This window comes from Micromonospora sp. NPDC049559 (assembly GCF_040676675.1).
GTDB lineage: Bacteria > Actinomycetota > Actinomycetes > Mycobacteriales > Micromonosporaceae > JBFAPK01.
Window position 1 is genome coordinate 1 of sequence record NZ_JBFAPK010000007.1, and the last position, 19,619, is coordinate 19,619.

The window sequence follows — 19,619 nt, forward strand, 5'->3', positions numbered from 1 at the left end:
TAGGGCAAATCGTCGCTAGTGGATATCCACTAGCGACGATTTGCCCTAGATCGACGAAAAGGGGGCGGGTGGCGGAGGGTCAGCTGGTGACGTCCTTGCGGGTGAAGCGCCAGAACGCCAGCGCCCAGAAGAACGTGGCGTACGAGATGGCCGAGATGCAGCCCTTCACCACGTCGTCGGTCTGGATCGGGGTCGAGAGCAGCCCCAGCCACGCCGAGCTGTAGTGCGTCGGCAGGAAGTCGCGGAGCACCCCGAGCGCGGTGATCTGGTCCAGGATGCTGGAGAGGATCCAGAGCAGCACGGCACCGCCGACCGCGCCCAGTGCCGCGTCCGTCGTCACCGACAGCAGGAACGCCAGGCCGGCCACGACCAGCAGGACGACCGCGAGGTAGCCGAGCACGCCGAGCAGCCGCAGCAGGCCGGTACCGGGGTCGAGCTGGGCGGCGACCGTGCTCTGCAACGGGTGCCAGCCGTACCGGAGCGTGCCGGCGAGCAGCGCGGTCCCGGCGAGCAGCAGCAGGGCCAGCCCCGAGTACGCCAGCGCGACGACCAGCTTCACGGCCAGCAGCCGCGCCCGGGGCACCGGTACGGCCAGCAGGTAGCGCAGGCTCCCCCAGCTCGCCTCGCTCGCCACCGTGTCCCCGCAGAACAGCGCCACCACCACGACCAGCAGGAACGAGGCGGAGACGAAGATGCTGAAGAGCATGAAGTTGAGCCCGCCGGCGGTGGCGAGGTCGATCAGGCTGGAGAACTGCCCGCCGCCGTCGCCGTCGTCGCCGCCCCGGTCGAACTGGAACGCGATCAGGATGATCACCGGCAGCAGCACCATGAAACCCAGCGCGAGCTGGGTACGCCGCCGCGACGCCTGCCGGCGCCACTCCGAGCCGATGGAGAGGGTGGCCCGGGGCCGGTAGCCGGGCGCCGCGCCCGCCCGCTCCAGCGCACTGGCCGCGCTCGACACCCGCGTGCTCGCCATCACCGGTCCCCGCTTCCCCGAGAGTTCTCGCCGACCAGGGCGAGGAACGCGTCCTCCAGGCGGCGCCGGGGCACCACCCGGTCCACCCCGATGCCGGCCCGGACCAGCTCCGCCACCACCTCGCTGCGGGCGGTGCCGTCGACGTCCACGACCAGCCCGCCGTTCTCGCCGGACGGCAGGACCCGTACGCCGGCCAGCCGGCCGAGCACCTCGCGCGCGGCGGTCGGGTCGGAGACGTCGAACTGCACGCTCGGGGACTCGCCCACGATCTCGCCCACCTCGCCGGCGGCGACGATCCGGCCCTTGTTCACCACCACCGCGTGGGTGCAGGTCTGTTCCACCTCGGCCAGCAGGTGGCTGGAGACCAGCACGGCCCGCCCGTCTGTGGCGTACCGCTTGAGCACCCGGCGCATCTCGGCGATCTGGGGCGGGTCGAGCCCGTCCGTCGGCTCGTCGAGCACCAGCAGCTCGGGCAGGCCGAGCATGGCCTGCGCGATCGCCAGCCGCTGCCGCATGCCGTGCGAGTACTTGCGCGTCCTCCGGTGCACCGAGTCGCCCAGACCGGCGATCTCCAGCGCCTCCTCGAAGTGCGCGTCCTCCTCGGGGCGGCCGGTCGCCCGCCAGTACGCGCGCAGGTTCTCCAGCCCGGAGAGGTGCGGCAGGAACCCGGGCCCCTCGACCAGCGCACCGATCCGGGAGAGCACCGGCGAGCCCGGTACCAGCCGGTGCCCGAAGACGTAGATCTCGCCCGCGCTGGGCTGGGTCAGCCCCATCAGCACCCGCAGCGTCGTGGTCTTGCCGGCGCCGTTCGGCCCGAGCAGGCCCACCACCTGGCCGCGGTGCACCTCGAAGTCCACGTTGGAGACCGCGACGAAGCCGTCCGCGTACTCCTTGCGCAGCTGGCGCACGACCAGCGGCGTCTGGGCGTACGCCTCGGTCACCGAGGTGTCGTGCCGGCGCTGCCGGCGGCGCACCACCGCGACGACGACCACCAGCCCGAGCACGATGGCGGCGAGCAGCCCGGCGAGCACCCAGCGCCAGATCGCGGCGGCGGTGGGGATCGGGGCGCCCGCCACCAGCGGCAGCGTCACCGCGTCCGAGCCGAGCGCCACGGCGTAGACGGTCGGCTCGACCGGCGTGCTGAACGCCTGGTCGGAGCTGGCCACCACGATCCGCACCCGGTGCCCCGGCTCGATCCGGCGCACGATCGCCGGCAGGGTGACCCGTACCGGGGTGGCGGCGGCGAGGTCGGCCGGCAGGCCGGTGAGGCGTACCGGGGCGACCAGGCCGTTGGTGAGCGTGGCCGCACCCTGCGGGTCGACGTCGTAGAGCTTGACGAAGAGCACGGCCTCGCCGGTCGGGGAGGCGGCCCGGATCTCCACGGCCGGCGCGCCGACCACGTCCACCGCGCCGGTCAGCGGCGCGGAGTCGAAGCGGGCGGCCTGACCGGGTACGTCGCCGGCGACGCCGAGCGCGCCGCTCGCGCCCGCGACCGCGCCGAGCGCCCCGGCCAGCGGTACCGACGAGATGGCCGCGGGGTTGCCGGCCGGCGGGTTGGCGATCCGCTGCGGCGGCCCGGCGACCGGCACCGTACGGGTCGTCGTGCCGCCCAGCCCGGGGTAGTCGGCGCGCTGGTAGCCGGTGGCGACGAGGCCCCGTTCGAGCGCGTCGATGCCGGCGATCCGGGACCAGGTGAAGCTGCGCTCCGGCGCGTTGCCGTTGCCCTTGACGTAGTGGTCGAGCCACTGGGCGGTGAGGAACCGCGTCCGATCCTGGTCGCTGGCCGGTCCGCTGCCGCCGTCGTGCCCGCCGGTGAACCAGGCGACCCGCACCGGCGTGCCGGTCGCCGCGATCCCCCGGGCGTTGGCGTCGGCCTCGGAGAGCGGGAAGAGGGTGTCCGCCTCGCCCTGGATCAGCAGCGTCGGCGCCATGATCTTGTCGAGCACCCCGGCCGGGCTGGACCGGCGCAACAGCGCCACCGCCTCCTCGGTGCCCCGCCCGCCGGTGGCCAGCCGCAGGTACGCGTCGCAGAGGTCGGCGGCGAAGCGCCCGCAGGCCGGGTCGGGCGGCGCGCCCGGGGCGGCGGCGATCGGCGGGACGGCACCGGGAGCGGCGGAGCCGCCGCTGCCGAAGAAAAGGCCGGCCCAGCCCTTCTTGAAGACCCCGTCCAGCGGCGGCCGGCCGGTCGACTCGGGCAGGAACGACCGGGAGAGGTCGTTCCAGGTGATCATCGGCACGATGGCGTCGACCCGGTGGTCCTGCGCCGCCAGCAGCAACGCCAGGCCACCGCCGTACGAGCCGCCGACGACGCCGACCCGCGGGTCACCGGCGGCGTCGGTACGGATCTCCGGCCGGGCCGCGAGCCAGTCGAGCAGCCGGGACGCGTCACGTACCTCGTAGTCCGGGTTGTCCAGGTGGATCTCCCCGCCGCTGCGCCCGAAGCCGCGGGCCGTGTACGCCAGCACCGCGTACCCGAGCCCGGCCAGCTCCTCGGCGTCGGAGCGGACCGAGTCCTTGGTGCCGCCGAAGCCGTGCGCGAGCAGCACCGCCGGCACCGGTCGGGACGCCGACGCGCCGTCGGGCCGGTAGTACGCGGTGTCCAGGTCGACCGGCTGGTCCCCGGCCGGCCCCGAGCGGACCGTGACGACCTGCTGCTGCACGCGGAAGCCGCGCCGCTCGGGCCAGACCACCCAGACCACGGCCCCGGCGAGCAGGGTGGTCACCACCGCGGCGGTGACGATCCGGCGTCGGGTCATCCGGGGCAGGGCACGGCGAAGCCGCGCCGGCGGCGACGAAGGCATGGACTCACCGTACGGGCCGCATCCTGTGCGATGGCTGAGATCCGCTCACGACGGATCGTCCGTACGGTCGCCCGGCCGGCCCGATCGGCGCGACGGTGGCGGTCGTCCCGTCGATCTTGTCGGAGCTCGGGCCGGATGCGTTCGCATCCTGAGTAAACCGATCTTCCGTCCCATACCGCCTAATAGACATATCTCCCTCCCCACTCAAATACCCACAGTGGCTACTCAATCGACGCCACGTCGTGATCGCGTAACTGACGTGAAACTGACCGCTCGTAATGGATTGCCCAGCGCAGCGGTCCGATAGTTTTCCGGTCCGGTGCACGGGAGCGCCGCCGCCCGGGGGCGGACGTGCTCCCCCGCCCCGACCCGAGGAGATGATCGATGACGATCCCCGCGCAGCGGGCCCGCCGCTGGCCGGACACGCTGGGCCTCGCCCTGCCCCTACTGCTCGCGGTGGCCCTGCTGGTGCCGGTGGCGGTCCTCTTCCTCCAGGCCAGACAGACGACGGACGCGGACCGCGCCTTCGCGCAGCGGGAACGGCACGGCGTGGAGTACCTGCGCGCGCTCGGTCCGGTCACCGTCGCCCTGGTGGACGCCGAGTCGGCCACCGTGGCCGGCCGCACCGTGCCGGGCGAGGAGCTGAGCCGCGCGGTGGCGGAGATGACCACGGTGGACACCCGCCTCGGTGGCGAGCTGCGGGCCCGGGACCGCTGGGCCGGGCTCCGGGCGAAGATCGAGGCGCTGCCCCAGCGCGGGCCCGGCACGCCGGATGCCGCGCTGACCGCGTACAGCGAGGTCACCGACCTGCTGCTGGAGCTCTACGGCAAGGTACGGGAATTCTCCGGACTGGCCCGCGACCCGGTCGCCGACTCGTACTACCTCCAGGACAGCGCGGGCGAGGAGCTGCCCGAGTCGCTGGTCGCCATCGGCCGCCTCGCCGACCTCGCCGTACTCGCGTCGCACCGGCGCGACGCCGAGCGCGACCGCACCATAGCCGACCTCGGCGCGGCCCGCTCCGCCGCGCTCTCGCCCGCCGACGACCTGGTCGACGACCTGCTCGCGGCGGTGGAGCAGACGGAGGCCGGCAACCTGGGCAGCAACCTGCTCAGCCAGGTCGACGCCTTCCAGCGGGCCATGGAGACGCTCGGCGCGGCCACCGTCGTCACCGCGCCGGCCGGCGGCGGGCCCACCGGCGGCGGCAGCGGAAAGCCGGCCGGCTCCGACGACGATCCGGCCGGTTCGGGGAACGGGACCGACGACGCCGGGCCGGTGGTGGACGTCGCCAAGATCGGCGAGGCCCGCACCAGCGCGCAGACCGCGGCCGTCGCGCTCTCCTCGCTGGTCTTCGCCGAGCTGGACGTGCGGCTCACCGCCCGCGTCGCGGACCTGGACGGCAAGCAGCGGCTCGCGCTCGGCATCACGGCGCTGGCGGTACTGCTCGCGCTCGCCGCGGTCTCCGTCGCGCTGCTGGGTACCCGGCGCCGCGCGCCGCGCGCGGGTCACGGCGGCACGGGCCCGGGCACCGGGATCACGGGCCTGAGCGACGGCGGCGTGGGCCCGGCCGGCGGCGGCACGGCGACGGTGGCCGAGGATCCGGTGGGAGGCGCGAACCGGCCGTTCGTCGAACCGGCCGGCCGGGGTAGCCGCCCCGAGCCGTCGACGGCCGGTGCCGGCACGCCGGGCGGCTCCGGGCACTGGGGACGGTCAGATGCTGCTCGGTAGGCTGCGCATCCGCGGCAAGCTCGCCGTCCTCATCATCATCCCGCTGCTCAGCACGGCCGCGCTCGCCGTGCCCGTGGTGGCCGAGCGGATCGACGCCGCCAGCCGGGCGGACCGCACCGCCGCCGCCGTACGCACGGCGGGGTTGGTCGGCACCGTGGTGCAGGAGATGCAGGAGGAACGCCTCCTCTCGGTCGGCTACCTGCTCGGCGTCGCCGACCGCCCGGCCCTGGTACGCCAGACCGCGACCGTGACGGACCGGATCGGCGACCTGCGCGCGGAGCTGGGCGCCGCCCTGCCCACCCCGGTCGCGGAGGCGCTCGACGGCGTACAGGCCCTCACCGACGTACGGGCCGGGGTGCTCGCCCGCAAGGCCACCCCCGACCAGGTCATGGCCGCCTTCGAGCCGGTCGTCGGCGCGCTCCTCGACTCACCCCGGCTGCTGGACTCCGCGGACACGGCCACCCGGGCCGGGCGGCAGCTCGTCGCGCTCGACGCGGTGCTGCACACCGACGAGCAGATCAGCGTCAGCGGTACGTTGATCGTGCTGGTGGTCGCCACCCGCAGCCAGCCGGCCAGCATGCGCTTCATCGCCAGCATGGCGCAGCTGCGGGTGGTGCTCGACCGGTTCAGCGCCTTCGCCACCGACGAGCAGAACGCCCTCTACACGCTGGTCAACGAGGCGGTCATCGCCCGGACCAACAAGAACTTCCTGGAGGTCGGCGAGGTCAACCCGGCCGCCGCCGTCGCCGGGCTCTCGGTCGCCTCGCTCTTCCCGGCCGTCTCCTCCCTCGGCACGCTCGGCCAGTTCGTGGAGAAGAAGGTCATCTCCGACATCCTCCGGGACGTCACCGAGCAGCAGCGGCGGGCGCTCGGCACCGCCTACACGGTCGGGGCGCTGGTGCTGCTGGTGCTGCTCGTGGTCGTCGCGCTCAGCGTCGCGGTGGCCCGTACGGTGGCCCGCCCGCTGACCCGGCTGACCGGCTCCGCCGACCGGGTGGCCCGGCTCACCGAGGCGGAGCTGGTACGCGTCGCCGACGACGAGACCGAGTCGCCGAACCCGATCCGCCTGGACCCGGTCGACGTGGCGGCCCGGGACGAAATCGGCGATCTCGCCCGCGCCTTCGACCGGGTGCAGAGCACGGCGGGACGGCTGGTCGAGCGGCAGGCCGCCAGCCGGCGCAACGTGGCGCAGATGTTCGGCCACGTCGGCCGGCGTACCCAGAACCTGGTCGGCCGGCAGATCGCGCTGATCGACCGGCTGGAGCAGCGGGAGACCGATCCGAGCCGGTTGCAGCACCTGTACCGGTTGGACCACGTCTCCAGCCGGCTGCGCCGCAACGCCAGCAGCCTGGTCGTCCTCTCCGGCTCGGCCGGCTCCGACGGGCACGTGGCCCCGCTGCCGCTCGGCGACGTGGTCCGGCTCGCGCTCGGCGAGATCGAGGACTACACCCGGGTGGACGTCCAGGTCCAGACCGACGTCTCGGTGGTACCCGCCGTCATCGGCGACCTCGTGCTCGCCCTCGCCGAGCTGATGGAGAACGGGACCAGCTTCTCGCCCCCGCACACCCGCGTCACGGTCTCCTCGCGCAGCGTCCCGGAGGGGGTACGCGTGCTGCTGGTGGATCACGGCATCGGCATGTCGCCCGAGCGGCTGGCCGAGGAGAACGCCCGACTGACCCGGCGCGAGCGGCTCGATCTCGCCCCGACGGAACTGCTCGGACTCTTCGTCGTGGGCCGGCTGGCCCGGCGGCACGGCTGGCGGGTCGCCCTCTCGGCGACCCCGGGCGGCGGCGTCACCGCGCACCTGGAACTCGACTCGCGGCTGCTGGTCAGCACGCCGGCCGGGCCGCCGGCGGCGGCGCGGACCGCGCCCGCCCCGCTGCCCGTCGAACCGGTCGGGCCGGGCGAACCGAAGGGCGGCGGGCGCGCCCCGACCGGGCTGACCCCGGACGAGGTGGCGGTCGACCCGAAGCTGCTCAACCGCGCGAAGCGCTCGGTGGCCTCCGGTCCGCAGTGGAACGCCTTCGCACCGCAGCCCGGCCCGGCCGGTCCCAGCGGGCCGGGTGGCGGCTCGGCCGCTCCCGCCGGCCCGGCCGGTCCCAGCGGGCCGGGTGGCGGCTCGGCCGCTCTCTCCGGCACCGCCGGGAACGTCCGGCCGATCCGGCAGCGGGTACCGGGCGCGCAACTGCCGCTGACCGCCCAGCCCGGCCCCGGCGCTCCCGGCGCGGATCCGGGTACCGGCCCGGGCGCCGACGTCGCCCCCGGGCCCGGTGATCCGGACGCGGTACGCGCCCTGGTCGAGGCGTTCGAGTCCGGCGTGCGGCGGGCCGCGGGCGGGCCGGTCGCGCCGACCTCGCCCGCCGCGCCGACGCCTGACGCCCCGGTGCCGGCGCCGCCCGCGCCGCCGCCGGCCCCTGCCCCGTCCGTCCTCGCCCCGCCGGTGCCCACCGCACCGGCCCCTACCGGAACGACGTCGGCCCCGGCCGGCACACTGGCGACGTCCACCGGAGCGCCGTCGAACCCCACCGGGAGAGCGGCGGTGCGGACCGGAACACCGCCGGCGTCCCTCGGGATCGCGGTGGCACCCGCCGGGTCGGCCAGACCCCCGCTGACCCGGCGAGTACCGGGCGCCAACCTCAGCGTCCCCGCCGCAGCCCCGCCGCCCGACCGCACGGGGCAGCGACCCGAGGACCCGGACGAGGTCCGTCGCCAGATCACGCAGTTCGAGGCGGGCATCGAGCGCGCCCTGCGTGAGGCAAGTCCGAATCACGGCCACGAAGAGGGATCACCACGATGAGCAGCCCCTTCCTCCACGACAACACCGAGCAGAACCCGAACGGGGGTGGCGCCGACGGTCTCAGCCCGGAGGCCAGGACCTTCAACTGGCTGCTCGACGCGTTCACGACGAACACCGCCGGGGTGCTGGAGGCGATCGCGGTCTCGTCGGACGGCCTGCTGATGGCCATGTCGGCGATCAAGGACCGGTCGAACGCGGAACGGCTGGCCGCCGTCGTCTCCGGCATGACCAGCCTGGCCGGCGGTGCCGCCAACTGGTACTCGCTGGGGGCGCTGAACCGGGTGGTCATCGACATGACCGACGGCTACCTCCTGATCACCTCGATCAGCAGTGGCTCCGTGCTCGGCGTGGTCGCCGACCGGTCGGCCAACCTCGGCACGGTCGCGTACGAGATGACGCTCTTCGCCACCCGCGCCGGCGCCGCCCTCACCCCTCGCCTCATCGTCGAGTTGAAGAACTCCGTCCAGGCCTGACCGAGCCGACCGAGGAGACGCCATGCGCTGGGAGGAGAAGGACGAGGACGAGCCGGAGCCGACCATCCGGATCCGTCCCTACCTGCAGGCGTCGTCCCCGGTCGAGCCCGTCGCCCGGCCGGTGGCGGGCGAGACCGGCCAGCCACCGGCCGCGACTCCCGCCCAGGGGCCGCGCCCGTTCGTACTGACCTCGGGCCGGGTCGCGGGCGTCGATCCGGCGATCACCCTGGAGACGCAGGTGACGGCCCGCCTGATCGGCCTGGACTGGGACTCGCCGGAGCTGGCCCGGCTCTCGCCCGAGTCGCGGAGCATCGTGCTGCTCTGCGCCGAGCCGCTCTCCGTGGCGGAGCTCTCCGCCCGGCTGCGGTTGCACCTCGGGGTGACGAAGGTCCTGGTCGGCGACCTGCGGGCCGCCGGCCACCTGGACGTACACACCCGCGACATCGACGAAACCCCCGACCCCGACCTCATTCTGCGAGTGATCGATGGACTCCGCGCGATCTCCTGAGCGGCCGGTCGGCCCGCTGACCGGCTCGTCCCCCAACAGCGTCCCGGGCCGGTACGGCCAGCCCGGCGGACCCGGTGCCGCCGCCGGCCGGGCCGCGGCTGCCGCCCGCGGCGTGGCCAGCCCCGTCGCGGGGTCCGGCGGCGCGGTGCCGGCCGGGATCGGGCCGATACCCCGGCACGCCGCTCCCGCGCCCGCCGGCACCGGCGGCGCCCCCGGCGGACGCGGCGCCCCCGTCCCCGTGAAGATCCTCGTCGCGGGTGGCTTCGGGGTGGGCAAGACCACCACCGTCGGCTCCATCTCCGACATCGCGCCGCTGACCACGGAGGCGGAGATGACGGACGCCGCCATCGGCATCGACGATCCCGGTGCCGGGTCGACGAAGACCACCACGACCGTGGCGATGGACTTCGGCAGCGTCACCATCGACCAGACCCTCAAGCTCTACCTGTTCGGTACGCCGGGGCAGTCCCGGTTCGGCTTCATGTGGGACGACCTGGCCCGGGGCGCCCTCGGCGCGCTCGTCGTCGTCGACAGCGCCCGGCTCGACGACTGCTACCCGGCGATCGACTACTTCGAGCGCGCCGAGCTGCCCTTCGTCGTCGGCGTCAACGCCTTCCACGGCCAGCTGGCGCACGACCTGCCCTCGATCCGCTGGGCGCTGGCGATCGGCGACCACATCCCGCTGGTGAGGTTCGACGCCCGGGACCGACTCTCCGTACGCGACGCGCTGCTGGCCGTACTGGACAAAGCCCTGAACCGGGCGATCCGGCAACGATCCGGCTAAACCGTTGTGTCGATCATGCCCCGTTCCGTGCAATGGTCAACAATGATCGCTGGAATGGTTCGGCGGGCCCCTGTTATACAGAACGCGACATAGAGGGGTGCCACCGGACGAGCTACACGGTGGCCCCGCGCACGGGTGCGCCGGCGGCCACCGGTCCCCACCGGCACCCGTCTGCCCGACGGGTCGGGCGGAGACTCCGCCCGCGCCCGGCCAGTCCACCGGGAAGGAGGTTCTGTAGTGCGGGAACTCGACGACGCGCTGGCCAAGATGGCCCGGCGCGAGGAGCTGGAGCGACGCCTGTCGGAGCAGGCCGCCGAGGGGCAGAACGGCACCGAGGAAGTGATCGAGGCCATCCGCCGAGTAGTCGCGCAGCATCCCGCGCTGGCTGTCCGGGTCTGGGTACAGGAGGGACCGGCCGCCACCGAGGGCCGGATCATCTGGTCCGGCGGCACGGTCAGTAGCAGTGTGCAGGCCCTGGACACCAGCGGTCCGGGCGAACCCGTCCCGGCCCCCGCCCCGGCCCCCGGCTGGCCCGCCCCGGCGCCCGCGTACCCGTCGGGCGCGGTCCCCGGCACCGGCGACGCGGCGTCGCGCCTGGCCGAGATGATCCGGCGCGACCCGTCGCTGCTCGACACCGACCGGCGCGCCTGACCGGCGGGTCCGACCCTGACGTAGAGAAGGGGCCCTGTCGTCCGAGGCGGCGACGACGGGGCCCCTTCCGCACCCGCCGGGCGGACGGTGGCCGGACGGCTACGCTCGGGCCGTGGCGGATCCGGATCTCACTCTCACCGCGAGCCTGCGACCGGCGGCGCTGGACGCCCGCCGGGGCATCGTCCGGCTGCACCCGGAGGTACTCACCGCGCTGGGGCTGCGCCCCGGTGACCCGGTCCGGCTGACCGGCCGCCGGGTCACCGCCGGCATCGCGGCCCGCGCCGAACCGGCCGCCGGGCGGGGACTGCTCCACGCCGACGACCTCATGCTCGGCAACCTCGGCGTACGCGCCGGCGGGCAGGTGGCGGTGGCGCCCCTGCCCGTGGTCGCCGCGCGGCTGGTGACGCTCGCCGGCCCGCCCGAGGTGGCCGCCGCGGTCACGCCGGAGATGCTCCGCCTCGCGCTGCTCGGCAAGATGGTCACCGCCGGGGACGACGTCTCCCTGCTCCCGCAGGACGTGGTTCCCGACGCGTCGGTACGCAGCCTGGTGGAGGCGGCCCGGCGCAGCCTCTCCAACGCGCTCGGGTACGCCTGGACCAGCGCGCTGCTCACCGTCGCGGACGCCGAACCCGCCGGCTCGGCCCTGGTGACCATGGACACGGTGGTCGGCTGGGAACACGGCCCGGTCACGCACGGCTCCACCGGGGCCGACGTACGCCCGGCCGGCGCCGCCGCCGCGCCGGCCGAACCCGCGCCCAGCCTGGAGGAGCTGCCCGGCCTGCGGGCACAGGCCCAGCAGCTGGCCGAGCTGCTCGACCTCGGCTTCCACCACCGCGAGGTGCTGGACCGGATCGGCACCGACATCTCGCTCGGCGTGCTGGTCAGCGGTCCGCCCGGATCGGGCAAGTCCGCCCTGGTACGCGCCGTGGCGCACGCCGTCGGCGCGCGGGTGGAGTCGCTCTGGGCGCCCGAGATCGCGGCCCTGGCGAACGATCCCGCGGCGCGGCGGCTGCGCGAGGTCGCGGCGTCGGTACGGGCCAGCCCGCCGGCGGTGCTGCTGGTCGGAGACGTCGAGGCGCTGGCGCCGCGCGACCAGCCCGGTCCCCTGGCGACCGTGTTCCGCCAGGTGATCGCCGAGACGGTCCGGGCCGGCGCCGCCGTGGTCTGCACCACCGGCCGGCCCGAGGCGGTCGACCCGGCGCTGCGCGCCCCCGACCTGCTCTCGCTGGAGATCGCGGTACCGCTGCCGGACGCGGCGCTGCGCCGGGAGCAGCTGACCGTACTGACCCGGGAGATGCCGGTCGCCGAGGACGTACGCCTCGACGAGGTGGCCGCCCGTACCCCCGGTTTCGTCGCCGCCGACCTGGCCGCGCTGGTCCGCGAGGCCGGGGTGCGCGCCGCGCTGCGGCAGAAGTCGGCGACCGCGCCGACGGTCGCCATGGCCGATTTCGCGGCGGCGCTGGAGGTGGTCCGGCCGACGTCGATGTCCTCCTCGACGCTGGAGCTGGCGGCGGTGACCCTGGACGACGTCGGCGACCTGGTCGAGGTCAAGCAGGTGCTGACCGAGTCGGTGCTCTGGCCGCTCAGCTACCCGGACACCTTCGCCCGCCTCGGGGTGCAGCCGCCGCGCGGGGTGCTCCTCTACGGACCGCCCGGCTGCGGCAAGACGTACCTGGTCACCGCGCTGGCCGGCACCGGGCGGGCGAACGTGCTCTCGGTAAAGGGCGCCGAGCTGCTGTCGAAGTGGGTGGGCGAGAGCGAACGGGCGGTACGCGAGCTGTTCCGCCGCGCCCGCGAGGCCGCCCCGACGCTGATCTTCCTGGACGAGGTGGACGCGCTCGCCCCGGTACGCGGACAGGCCAGCGACGGGGGCACCACCGACCGGGTGGTGGCCGCGCTGCTGACCGAGCTGGACGGGGTGGAGGCGCTGCGCAACGTCGTGGTCGTCGGCGCGACCAACCGGCCGGACCTGGTGGACCCGGCGCTGCTGCGCCCCGGCCGGCTGGAGCGGCTGGTCTACGTACCGCCGCCGGACGCCGCGGCCCGGGGCGAGATCCTCAAGGCCGCCGCGCGGTCGGTGCCGCTCGCCCCGGACGTGGACCTCGCCGGGCTGGCCGGCTCGCTGGACGGCTTCTCGGCCGCCGACTGCGCCGCCCTGGTGCGCGAGGCGGCGCTGGCGGCGATGCGGGAGTCGCTGGAGGCGTCGACGGTGACGGCCGCGCACGTGGCGACGGCCCGGCGGCGGGTCCGCCCGTCGCTCGACCCGGCCCAGGTGGCGTGGCTGGCGGCGTACGCGGAGTCGCACGCCGTGGGTTGAGCTACCGGGCGGTTCGCGTACGGAGTTGGGCGGCTCCCACACGCCCGCCCGCGCGTGGTCGGGGCGGCATGCCCGCGGGCTGACCGGTGGGTTCGTCCTCCCCGTGGCGGGCCGGAAAGTAAGTCGCTGATTCCCTCTACATCTTCCATGGCGTGATCACAACGAATTCGATGTGGAGAGGAAAGAGCGAACCACTTTCGCCAGGGTCACCCTACGTGTCTGCGCGAAGCGGGCCGGCCTGGACGGCGGGCGCGTAGAACGTCCAGCCCCAACCCTCGGCGACCCGGCCACCGTGGGCAGGTCCCGCATGATCCCGGCATTCGCCGCGTCGCGGGGTCAGGGCAGTAGGCGGATCTCGGCGTGTACGGCCCCGTCGTCGTGGTGCAGCACGGCGCCGCACTTGCGCAGCACCCCGAGGGCGGCCGCGTTGGCCGCGGTGGTCTCCGCGACCACGACGCTGACGCCGTTGCGCTCGGCCTCGACCAGCAGCTCACGCAGGGCGGCCAGGCCGATGCCCTGGCCCCGGGCCGACTGGCCGAGCCACATCCCCGTCTCCACCATGCCCGGCTCGTCCCGGCGGCTCATCCGGATCATGCCGACCACGTCCTCGTCGGCCAGGATCGCGTACATCAGGGTGCGGGTCGGGCCGTCGAGGCCGGCGAAGCTGGCGCGGTAGAACTCGCGGAACGCGTCCCGGCGCGCCTGTGACCAGCCGGCCGGCGCCTCGACCGGCGGCATCACCTCGCCCGGCTCCGCCTCGGCGACCGCCACCGAGAGCAGCGGTTCCAGGACCTGCTCGTCCATCGGCGTCAGCCGCACCCTGCCCGTCACCAGCCGCAGTTTTCCGCGCCCGGGAGGGGTCGTCCACCGGTTTCGCCCGACGGCCACCGTTCGTCCGGCTAATCGGCCCGGCCGTTCGAGGCCGAGGCCCGGACGGTCGGCGACCCGCCGGCGGGCGCGCGCATCGAGGACGGTGCCGGCGTGGCGCGGGCCGGAGGTGGCCTGATCGAGTGTCGCGCCTCACGATGATCCGGCCCGCGCGGCGCGCATGATCGGGACGGGGTCAAGCTTTGCGGGACGTGACACCGCTGCTCAGGGCCGTGAGATCCCGGCTGGGCCCCGGTGCCGCGCGCCCGAGACCAGCGGCTGATCGCCGCTGCCCACAGGCACGGAGTCCGGCCCGCGATCCGGGTCGGGCTCCGCGCCCCGCGGGCCGGGCCGACTCCGGTACGGGAGCGCCCGTTCAGCGCCCCCGTACCGGCCCCCCTGATCACCGGCGGCGCCCGTCGGCAGCCCTCCGGTGGTCGGCCCCCCGACCGACCGGGCATCGCGACCCGCCCCCGTGCCGGGTCACGACCCGCGGCCGGGTCAGGACACCTTGGCGATGCAGAGCACGAAGTCGCGCGAGGTGCCGGCCTGGTCCTGGGTGAGGATGTCGGTGGCCTCGGTCGAGTCGCAGGCGCTGTCGGCCAGCGTGCCGTTGCGGCGCAGCAGCACCTTGTAGGCCCCCGGCGCCGAGCACTTCGCGTCGTCGATCTCGTTGTCCTCGCTCATCGTGAGGCAGTCGCCCTTCTGGAACTGGTCCAGGTCGCCCTCGACCTCCTCCTGGGATGGGCTGGCGCCGGGCGCCGCGGCACCGCTCGCGCGCGGGGCCGGAGCGCTGCCGGTCGCCAGCGCGGCGGGCGGGTCGGCCTCGGTCGAGGAGTCGTCGCCGCCGACCAGCACCAGCACGGTCCCGAGCCCGCAGATCAGCAGCACCGCGCCGGCGACCAGGCCGAGCACGAGCGGCAGCCGGCTGCGCCGGGCGGGCGGGGGCGGCGGGGCGTACTGCGGTGACGGCGCGCCGGCGTACTCGGGCGTGCCGTACTCCGGTGGCTGACCGTACTGCGGCGCGCCGCCGTACTGGGGGGTGGGCGGCTGGTGCCCGCCGTACGCCGGCGGGTGGGCCGGCGAGCCGGGTGCCGGCGGGTACGGCGGTCGCCCGCCGGGATCGGCCGGGGTACCGGACTGCGGGGCGGGCCACTGGCCGCCGGGCGCCGGTTCCCCGGGTGCGGGATACATGAATTCTTGCCCTCTCACATGGGATGTGCTGGTCCTGGCCGGCGGCCGGGCGGCTCTGCACCGTACGGCGGATCCTCGCCGGCGGGGTACAGGCAGACGCGACGGGCAGACGCGAGCCGCGTCCGCGACCGGTCGCACCCGCCCACGAGCCATCGCAGTCTTCCGGTGCCGGCCACATGGCCACCACACACGGAGCACACAGCCAGCGACCGCCGGCTTGACGCGTAGTACGTTCACTTGTCGGCATCCCTGGGGAGGACGCGTGAGGTTCGAGGTGCTCGGCCCGCTCCGGGTGCTGACCCGGGCCGGAACCGAGGTACCCATCCGCAGCCGGCACGAGCGCACCCTGCTGGCGATCCTGCTGCTGCGGCTCAACGAGCCGGTGACCGTCGACCAGCTGGTGGCCGCGCTCTGGCCGGAGCGGGCGCCGGCCTCCCACATCTCCAACCTGCATACCTACCTGTCCCGGCTGCGCGCCCGGCTTCAGTCGGAAATCGAGCAGGTCAACGGCGTCTACCGGCTGCGGGTACCGGACGACGACGTCGACGTGGCGGTCTTCCGCCGGGAGATCGCCGCGGCCCGGGCGGCGCTGGCCCGGGGCGACGCGGACGAGGCGGTGCGCGGCTTCCGGCGCGGGCTGGCGCGGTGGCGGGGCGAGCCGCTGGCCGGCCTCGCCGCCGAACCGCTGGCCGCGCAGGTCGCGCAGCTGGAGGTGGAGCGGCTCGCCGCGATCGAGGAGTGCGTGGACGCCGAACTCGCCCTGGGCGGTGCGGACCTGCCCAGCGAGGTGCTGACCCGGCTGCACGGGCTGGTGGCCGAGCATCCGCTGCGGGAGCGGCTGCACGGGCAGCTGATGGTGGCGCTCTGCCTGACGGGCCGGCGGGCGGACGCGCTCGCGGCGTACCAGCGGGCCCGCGACATCCTGGTGGCGGAGCTGGGCGTGGAGCCGGGGCCGCCCCTGCGCCGGCTGCACCAGGCGATCCTGCGCGGCGAGGAGATCACCCCGCCGGTGCCGGTACGGCCGCCGGAGCCGGCGCCCGGTTCGGGGCCGGTCTTCCCGGTCTGCCAGCTTCCCCCGGCGCTGGCCGGCTTCGTCGGCCGGGAGGAGAGCATCGAGCGCGCCTGCGCGCTGGTCGCGCCCCGGGAGACGGCGGTACCGCTGCTGATCGTCTCCGGTCCGCCAGGAGTGGGCAAGAGCGCGCTGGTCACCCGGGTGGCACACCGGCTGCGCGAGTCCTTCCCGGACGGTCAGCTCTTCGCCCACCTCGCCGGCTCCGCGGCGCCCCGCGACACCGCCGGCGTCCTCGCCGACCTGCTCCGCTCCCTCGGCGTGCCCGCCTCGGCCGTACCGCAGGAGCTGCCCGCGCTGACGAACGCCTACCGGGCGGCGCTGGCCGACCGGCGGGTGCTGGTGGTGCTCGACGACGCCGCCGACCCGGCCCAGGTGCGCGACCTGCTGCCCGGTACGCCCGGCAGCGCCGTGCTGGTGACCGGACGCAGCCGGCTCTCCGGCCTCACCGACGCCGCGCACCTGCAGCTCGGGCCGTTGAGCGACACCGAGGCGCGGCAGCTGCTGATGCAGGTGGCCGGCCCGGACCGGGTCGCGGACGAGCCGGGCGCGGCCGGGCGGATCGCGGCGGCGTGCGGGAATCTGCCGCTGGCGCTGCGCATCGCCGGTACCCGGCTGGCCACCCGGGTCTCCAGCGTCTCGACCCTGGCCGACCGGCTGGACGACCAGCGCCGGCGGCTCACCGAGCTGGCCGCGAGCGACCAGCAGGTACGGGCCAGCCTGGCGCTGAGCGTGCAGGCGCTGTCGGAGCCGGCGCGGGCCGCCTTCGCCCTGCTGCACCTGATCGGGCCGGTCGACTTCGCGGGCTGGCCGGTGGCCGCCCTGCTCGGCCGCCCGGACGCCGAGGACGTGCTCGGCGAGCTGGTCGAGGCCAGCCTGCTCGAACCGGTGCACCCGGACCGCGGCGAGATCCGGTACCGGCTGCACGACCTGCTCCGCGTCTACAGCGCCGAGCTGGGCGGCGAGGCGGTGCCGTCCGGCCCGGCACCGGCCGGCGCGGTGACGCCGGCATCGGCACCGGACGGCGCGGTGACGCCGATATCGGCACCGGGCAGTGCGGAGGCGCCGGCGGAGGCGGTCCGCCGGCTGATGGTCGCGACCGTCTTCCTGGCCGGGACCGCCGCGAGCCGGCTGCCGCGTACGCTGCCGTGGGCCCGCCGGACCGGGACGGTGCCGGCCGTACCGCTGCCGGCGGCGGTGGTCGAGCGGGCCCGTACCGCCGCCGCCGACTGGCTGGGCGAGGAGCGGTCGTACCTGGTCGCGGTCGCCGCCGCCGGGCAGGCGGCCGGGGCGGACCGGGAGGCGCTGCTGCTCGCCGAGCGGATCGCCCCGTACCTCTGGGTCAACGGCTACTGGGCCGACCTGCGTACGGTGCAGCGGCTGGCCCGGCGCGCGGCGGAGGCGACCGGCGACGCGCCGGCGGGCGCCCGGATGGAGCACATCGCCGGCGTGCTGCACCTGGTGGGCGGCGACCCGCTCGCCGCCGACGCGGCCTTCGCGGCCAGCCGCGCCACCTTCGAACGGCTCGGCGACCGGCACGGGCTCGCCTGCGTCCTCGCCGACCAGGCGGTGGTGCGCGGCACGTACCGGCAGGGGGCCGAGGAGTCGGTCCGGCTCGCCGAGCGCGCCCTCGAACTCTTCGAGGCCGAGGGCGACCAGCTCGCCGCCATCCTGACCGCGCCGGCGCTCTCGGCCGCGCTGCGCCGGCTGGGCCGGTTCGCGGCGGCGCTGGAGATCGACGAGTCGGCCACGGTACGGGCCTGCCGGATCGACGCCGCGCCGATCGTGGTGGCCCGCTGCCTGACCGCGCTGGCGCTGACCCGGCTGTTGCGCGACCGCCTCGCCGGGGCGTACTCGGCCGCGCGCGGCGCGACGGAGCTGCTCCGGGCCGCCGGGGAGCGGTACGTGCTGGTCGCCGCGCTGCACCACCTGGCCCTGGCCGCCACCGGGCTGGGTCGCCGCGCGGAGGCGGTCCGGCTGCTCGCCGAGGGGCACGGGCTCGCGGTGCAGCTCGGGGACCGGTTCCGGGCGGCGCGCCTGGAACGCGACCTCGCCGCCGCCCGGGTGGGCGACGGCGACGCGGCGGCGGCCGTACCGGTCCTGCGCCGGTGCCTGCGCATTTTCGAGGAGACGGGGTACCGGCCGGCGCAGGCGGAGACGTGGGGCGTGCTGGCCCGCGCCCACGAGGCGCTGGGCGAGCCGGCCGAGGCCACGGCGGCACGCCGGCGGGCCGCGCTGCTGGCCGATCCGCACGACCGCCGTACCCCGATCCTCACCGCCATCGTGCTCCGGCTGACCGAGCCGGCGGGCGCCCGGGACGCCGGACCCGGTCGCGCCGGCCCGCGGGTGCTGGCCGGCGCCGCCACGTGGACCGGCCGAAACGTCGTACCCCAGGGCTAATGTCCTGTCGTGAACCGGACAGATCGCCTCTACGCCCTGGTCGAGGAGCTGCGCGCGGTCTCGCCCCGCGCCCGGAGCGCCCGGTGGCTCGCCGAGCGCTTCACCGTCGGCGAGCGCACGATCCGGCGGGACGTCGACGCCCTGCAACAGACCGGGGTACCGATCTACGCCGAGCCGGGCCGCTACGGCGGCTACGCGCTGGACAAGACGCACACGCTGCCGCCGGTCAACTTCACCCCGCGCGAGGCGATCGGCACCGCCGTGGCGCTGCACTCGCTGGCCGGCACCCCGTTCCTGGAGGCGGCCCGCTCGACCCTGCGCAAGCTCGTCGCGGTGATGCCGAAGCGCGACGTGGAGCGGGCCCGGGAGATCGCGTCCCGGGTGCATCTGCGCGCCACCGAACCCGACGATCCGCCGCCGCCGCGACGACCGGTGCTGGCCGCCGCCGAGCAGGCGCTGCTGCGCCGCACCGTACTGGTCATCGACTACGTCGACCAGCACGGCATCGCCTCGCGGCGGGTGGTCGAGCCGTTGGGGCTGATCGGCCTCGGCCAGCGGTGGTACTTGATCGGCTGGTGCCGGCTGCGCGCGGGGGTACGCGAGTTCCGGCTCGACCGGATCACGAGCGCGACCGCCACGGCCGAGATCGCGCCGCCGCGGCCGATCGGGCCCGGCCGCGCCGGCCGCGCGCTCGGGCTCGACCCGCTCGGCGAGCTCGACCCCGGCCTCGACGCGCCCGCGCCACGGCCCGCCGGTCCGGTGCGGTAACGCGGACCAATCCGGTCCGACAACGCGGACGTCGGGCTGTCCTGATTACCCGGAAGCATGGTCAGCAGGCATGGCACGCCGCCGGTACGGCAGCGCGGTCCGGCCCGGCGGCTCCGCATCCGACGAAGGGACCTGTGACATGACGGTCAACCCCGACCACGTCGCCTCCCGTCCGGTCGACACCCTGCGGGCGGTTCTCGGCCGGTGGGCGGTGCTGCGGCGGAACGCCCGCCGCCCGCGCACGCGGTCGTTCGCGCGGCGGCGGCCCGCCTGATCCTCGCCGACTCCC

The 19,619-nt window shown here is 75.5% G+C and carries 14 protein-coding genes; 10 read left to right on the top strand and 4 right to left on the bottom strand.

All coding sequences use genetic code 11. The annotated features are described in order from the left end of the window. Positions 1-79: 79 nt before the first annotated feature. Together AB0J86_RS11010 and AB0J86_RS11015 are read right to left on the bottom strand one after the other, a co-directional pair. A complete protein-coding gene (locus AB0J86_RS11010) occupies positions 80-976 on the bottom strand; it encodes an ABC transporter permease subunit (protein ID WP_363855816.1) in 897 nt (298 codons plus the stop codon). Beyond that, on the bottom strand, positions 976-3,777 hold the full coding sequence (locus AB0J86_RS11015) for an alpha/beta fold hydrolase (protein WP_363855818.1): 2,802 nt from the start codon (positions 3,775-3,777) through the stop codon (positions 976-978). Before AB0J86_RS11015 ends, AB0J86_RS11010 begins: the two co-directional genes overlap by 1 nt. Before the next feature lie 384 nt (positions 3,778-4,161). Here AB0J86_RS11015 and AB0J86_RS11020 point away from each other — a divergent pair, with 384 nt between their 5' ends. From AB0J86_RS11020 to AB0J86_RS11050, 7 genes are all read left to right on the top strand, one after another. After that, a complete protein-coding gene (locus tag AB0J86_RS11020; RefSeq protein ID WP_363855820.1) occupies positions 4,162-5,502 on the top strand; it encodes a hypothetical protein in 1,341 nt (446 codons plus the stop codon). Beyond that, entirely contained in the window at positions 5,489-8,299 is a 2,811-nt protein-coding gene (locus AB0J86_RS11025; protein WP_363855822.1) for a nitrate- and nitrite sensing domain-containing protein, read from the top strand. Before AB0J86_RS11020 ends, AB0J86_RS11025 begins: the two co-directional genes overlap by 14 nt. Continuing rightward, positions 8,296-8,772, top strand: coding sequence for a roadblock/LC7 domain-containing protein (locus AB0J86_RS11030; RefSeq protein WP_363855824.1), 477 nt, complete (start codon positions 8,296-8,298; stop codon positions 8,770-8,772). The genes AB0J86_RS11025 and AB0J86_RS11030 overlap by 4 nt, the downstream gene beginning before the upstream one ends. A gap of 22 nt (positions 8,773-8,794) precedes the next feature. Then, entirely contained in the window at positions 8,795-9,280 is a 486-nt protein-coding gene (locus AB0J86_RS11035) for a DUF742 domain-containing protein (protein ID WP_363855826.1), read from the top strand. Further along, positions 9,258-10,064: an ATP/GTP-binding protein gene (locus AB0J86_RS11040; RefSeq protein ID WP_363855828.1), complete on the top strand. Its 807-nt coding sequence runs from the start codon at positions 9,258-9,260 to the stop codon at positions 10,062-10,064. The genes AB0J86_RS11035 and AB0J86_RS11040 overlap by 23 nt, the downstream gene beginning before the upstream one ends. Before the next feature lie 237 nt (positions 10,065-10,301). Further along, positions 10,302-10,715 (top strand): hypothetical protein, encoded by a 414-nt coding sequence (locus AB0J86_RS11045; protein WP_363855830.1) that lies wholly within the window; start codon positions 10,302-10,304, stop codon positions 10,713-10,715. Between the two features lie 112 nt (positions 10,716-10,827). Next, a complete protein-coding gene (locus AB0J86_RS11050) occupies positions 10,828-13,032 on the top strand; it encodes an AAA family ATPase (RefSeq protein WP_363855832.1) in 2,205 nt (734 codons plus the stop codon). A gap of 336 nt (positions 13,033-13,368) precedes the next feature. On the opposite strand, the gene AB0J86_RS11055 is transcribed toward AB0J86_RS11050, so the two are convergent. Further along, positions 13,369-13,863 (bottom strand): GNAT family N-acetyltransferase, encoded by a 495-nt coding sequence (locus AB0J86_RS11055; RefSeq protein ID WP_363855834.1) that lies wholly within the window; start codon positions 13,861-13,863, stop codon positions 13,369-13,371. Positions 13,864-14,400: 537 nt separating this feature from the next. After that, complete coding sequence (locus tag AB0J86_RS11060) at positions 14,401-15,093, bottom strand: hypothetical protein (RefSeq protein ID WP_363855835.1); 693 nt, start codon at positions 15,091-15,093, stop codon at positions 14,401-14,403. A 262-nt stretch (positions 15,094-15,355) separates the two neighbouring features. Here AB0J86_RS11060 and AB0J86_RS11065 point away from each other — a divergent pair, with 262 nt between their 5' ends. The 3 genes from AB0J86_RS11065 to AB0J86_RS11075 all read left to right on the top strand — a co-directional run bounded on the left by AB0J86_RS11065 (position 15,356) and on the right by AB0J86_RS11075 (position 19,604). Beyond that, entirely contained in the window at positions 15,356-18,562 is a 3,207-nt protein-coding gene (locus AB0J86_RS11065; protein WP_363855837.1) for a BTAD domain-containing putative transcriptional regulator, read from the top strand. 9 nt (positions 18,563-18,571) lie between these two features. Further along, complete coding sequence (locus tag AB0J86_RS11070) at positions 18,572-19,330, top strand: YafY family protein (protein WP_363855839.1); 759 nt, start codon at positions 18,572-18,574, stop codon at positions 19,328-19,330. A 139-nt stretch (positions 19,331-19,469) separates the two neighbouring features. After that, complete coding sequence (locus AB0J86_RS11075) at positions 19,470-19,604, top strand: hypothetical protein (RefSeq protein WP_363855841.1); 135 nt, start codon at positions 19,470-19,472, stop codon at positions 19,602-19,604. Positions 19,605-19,619 lie beyond the last annotated feature (15 nt).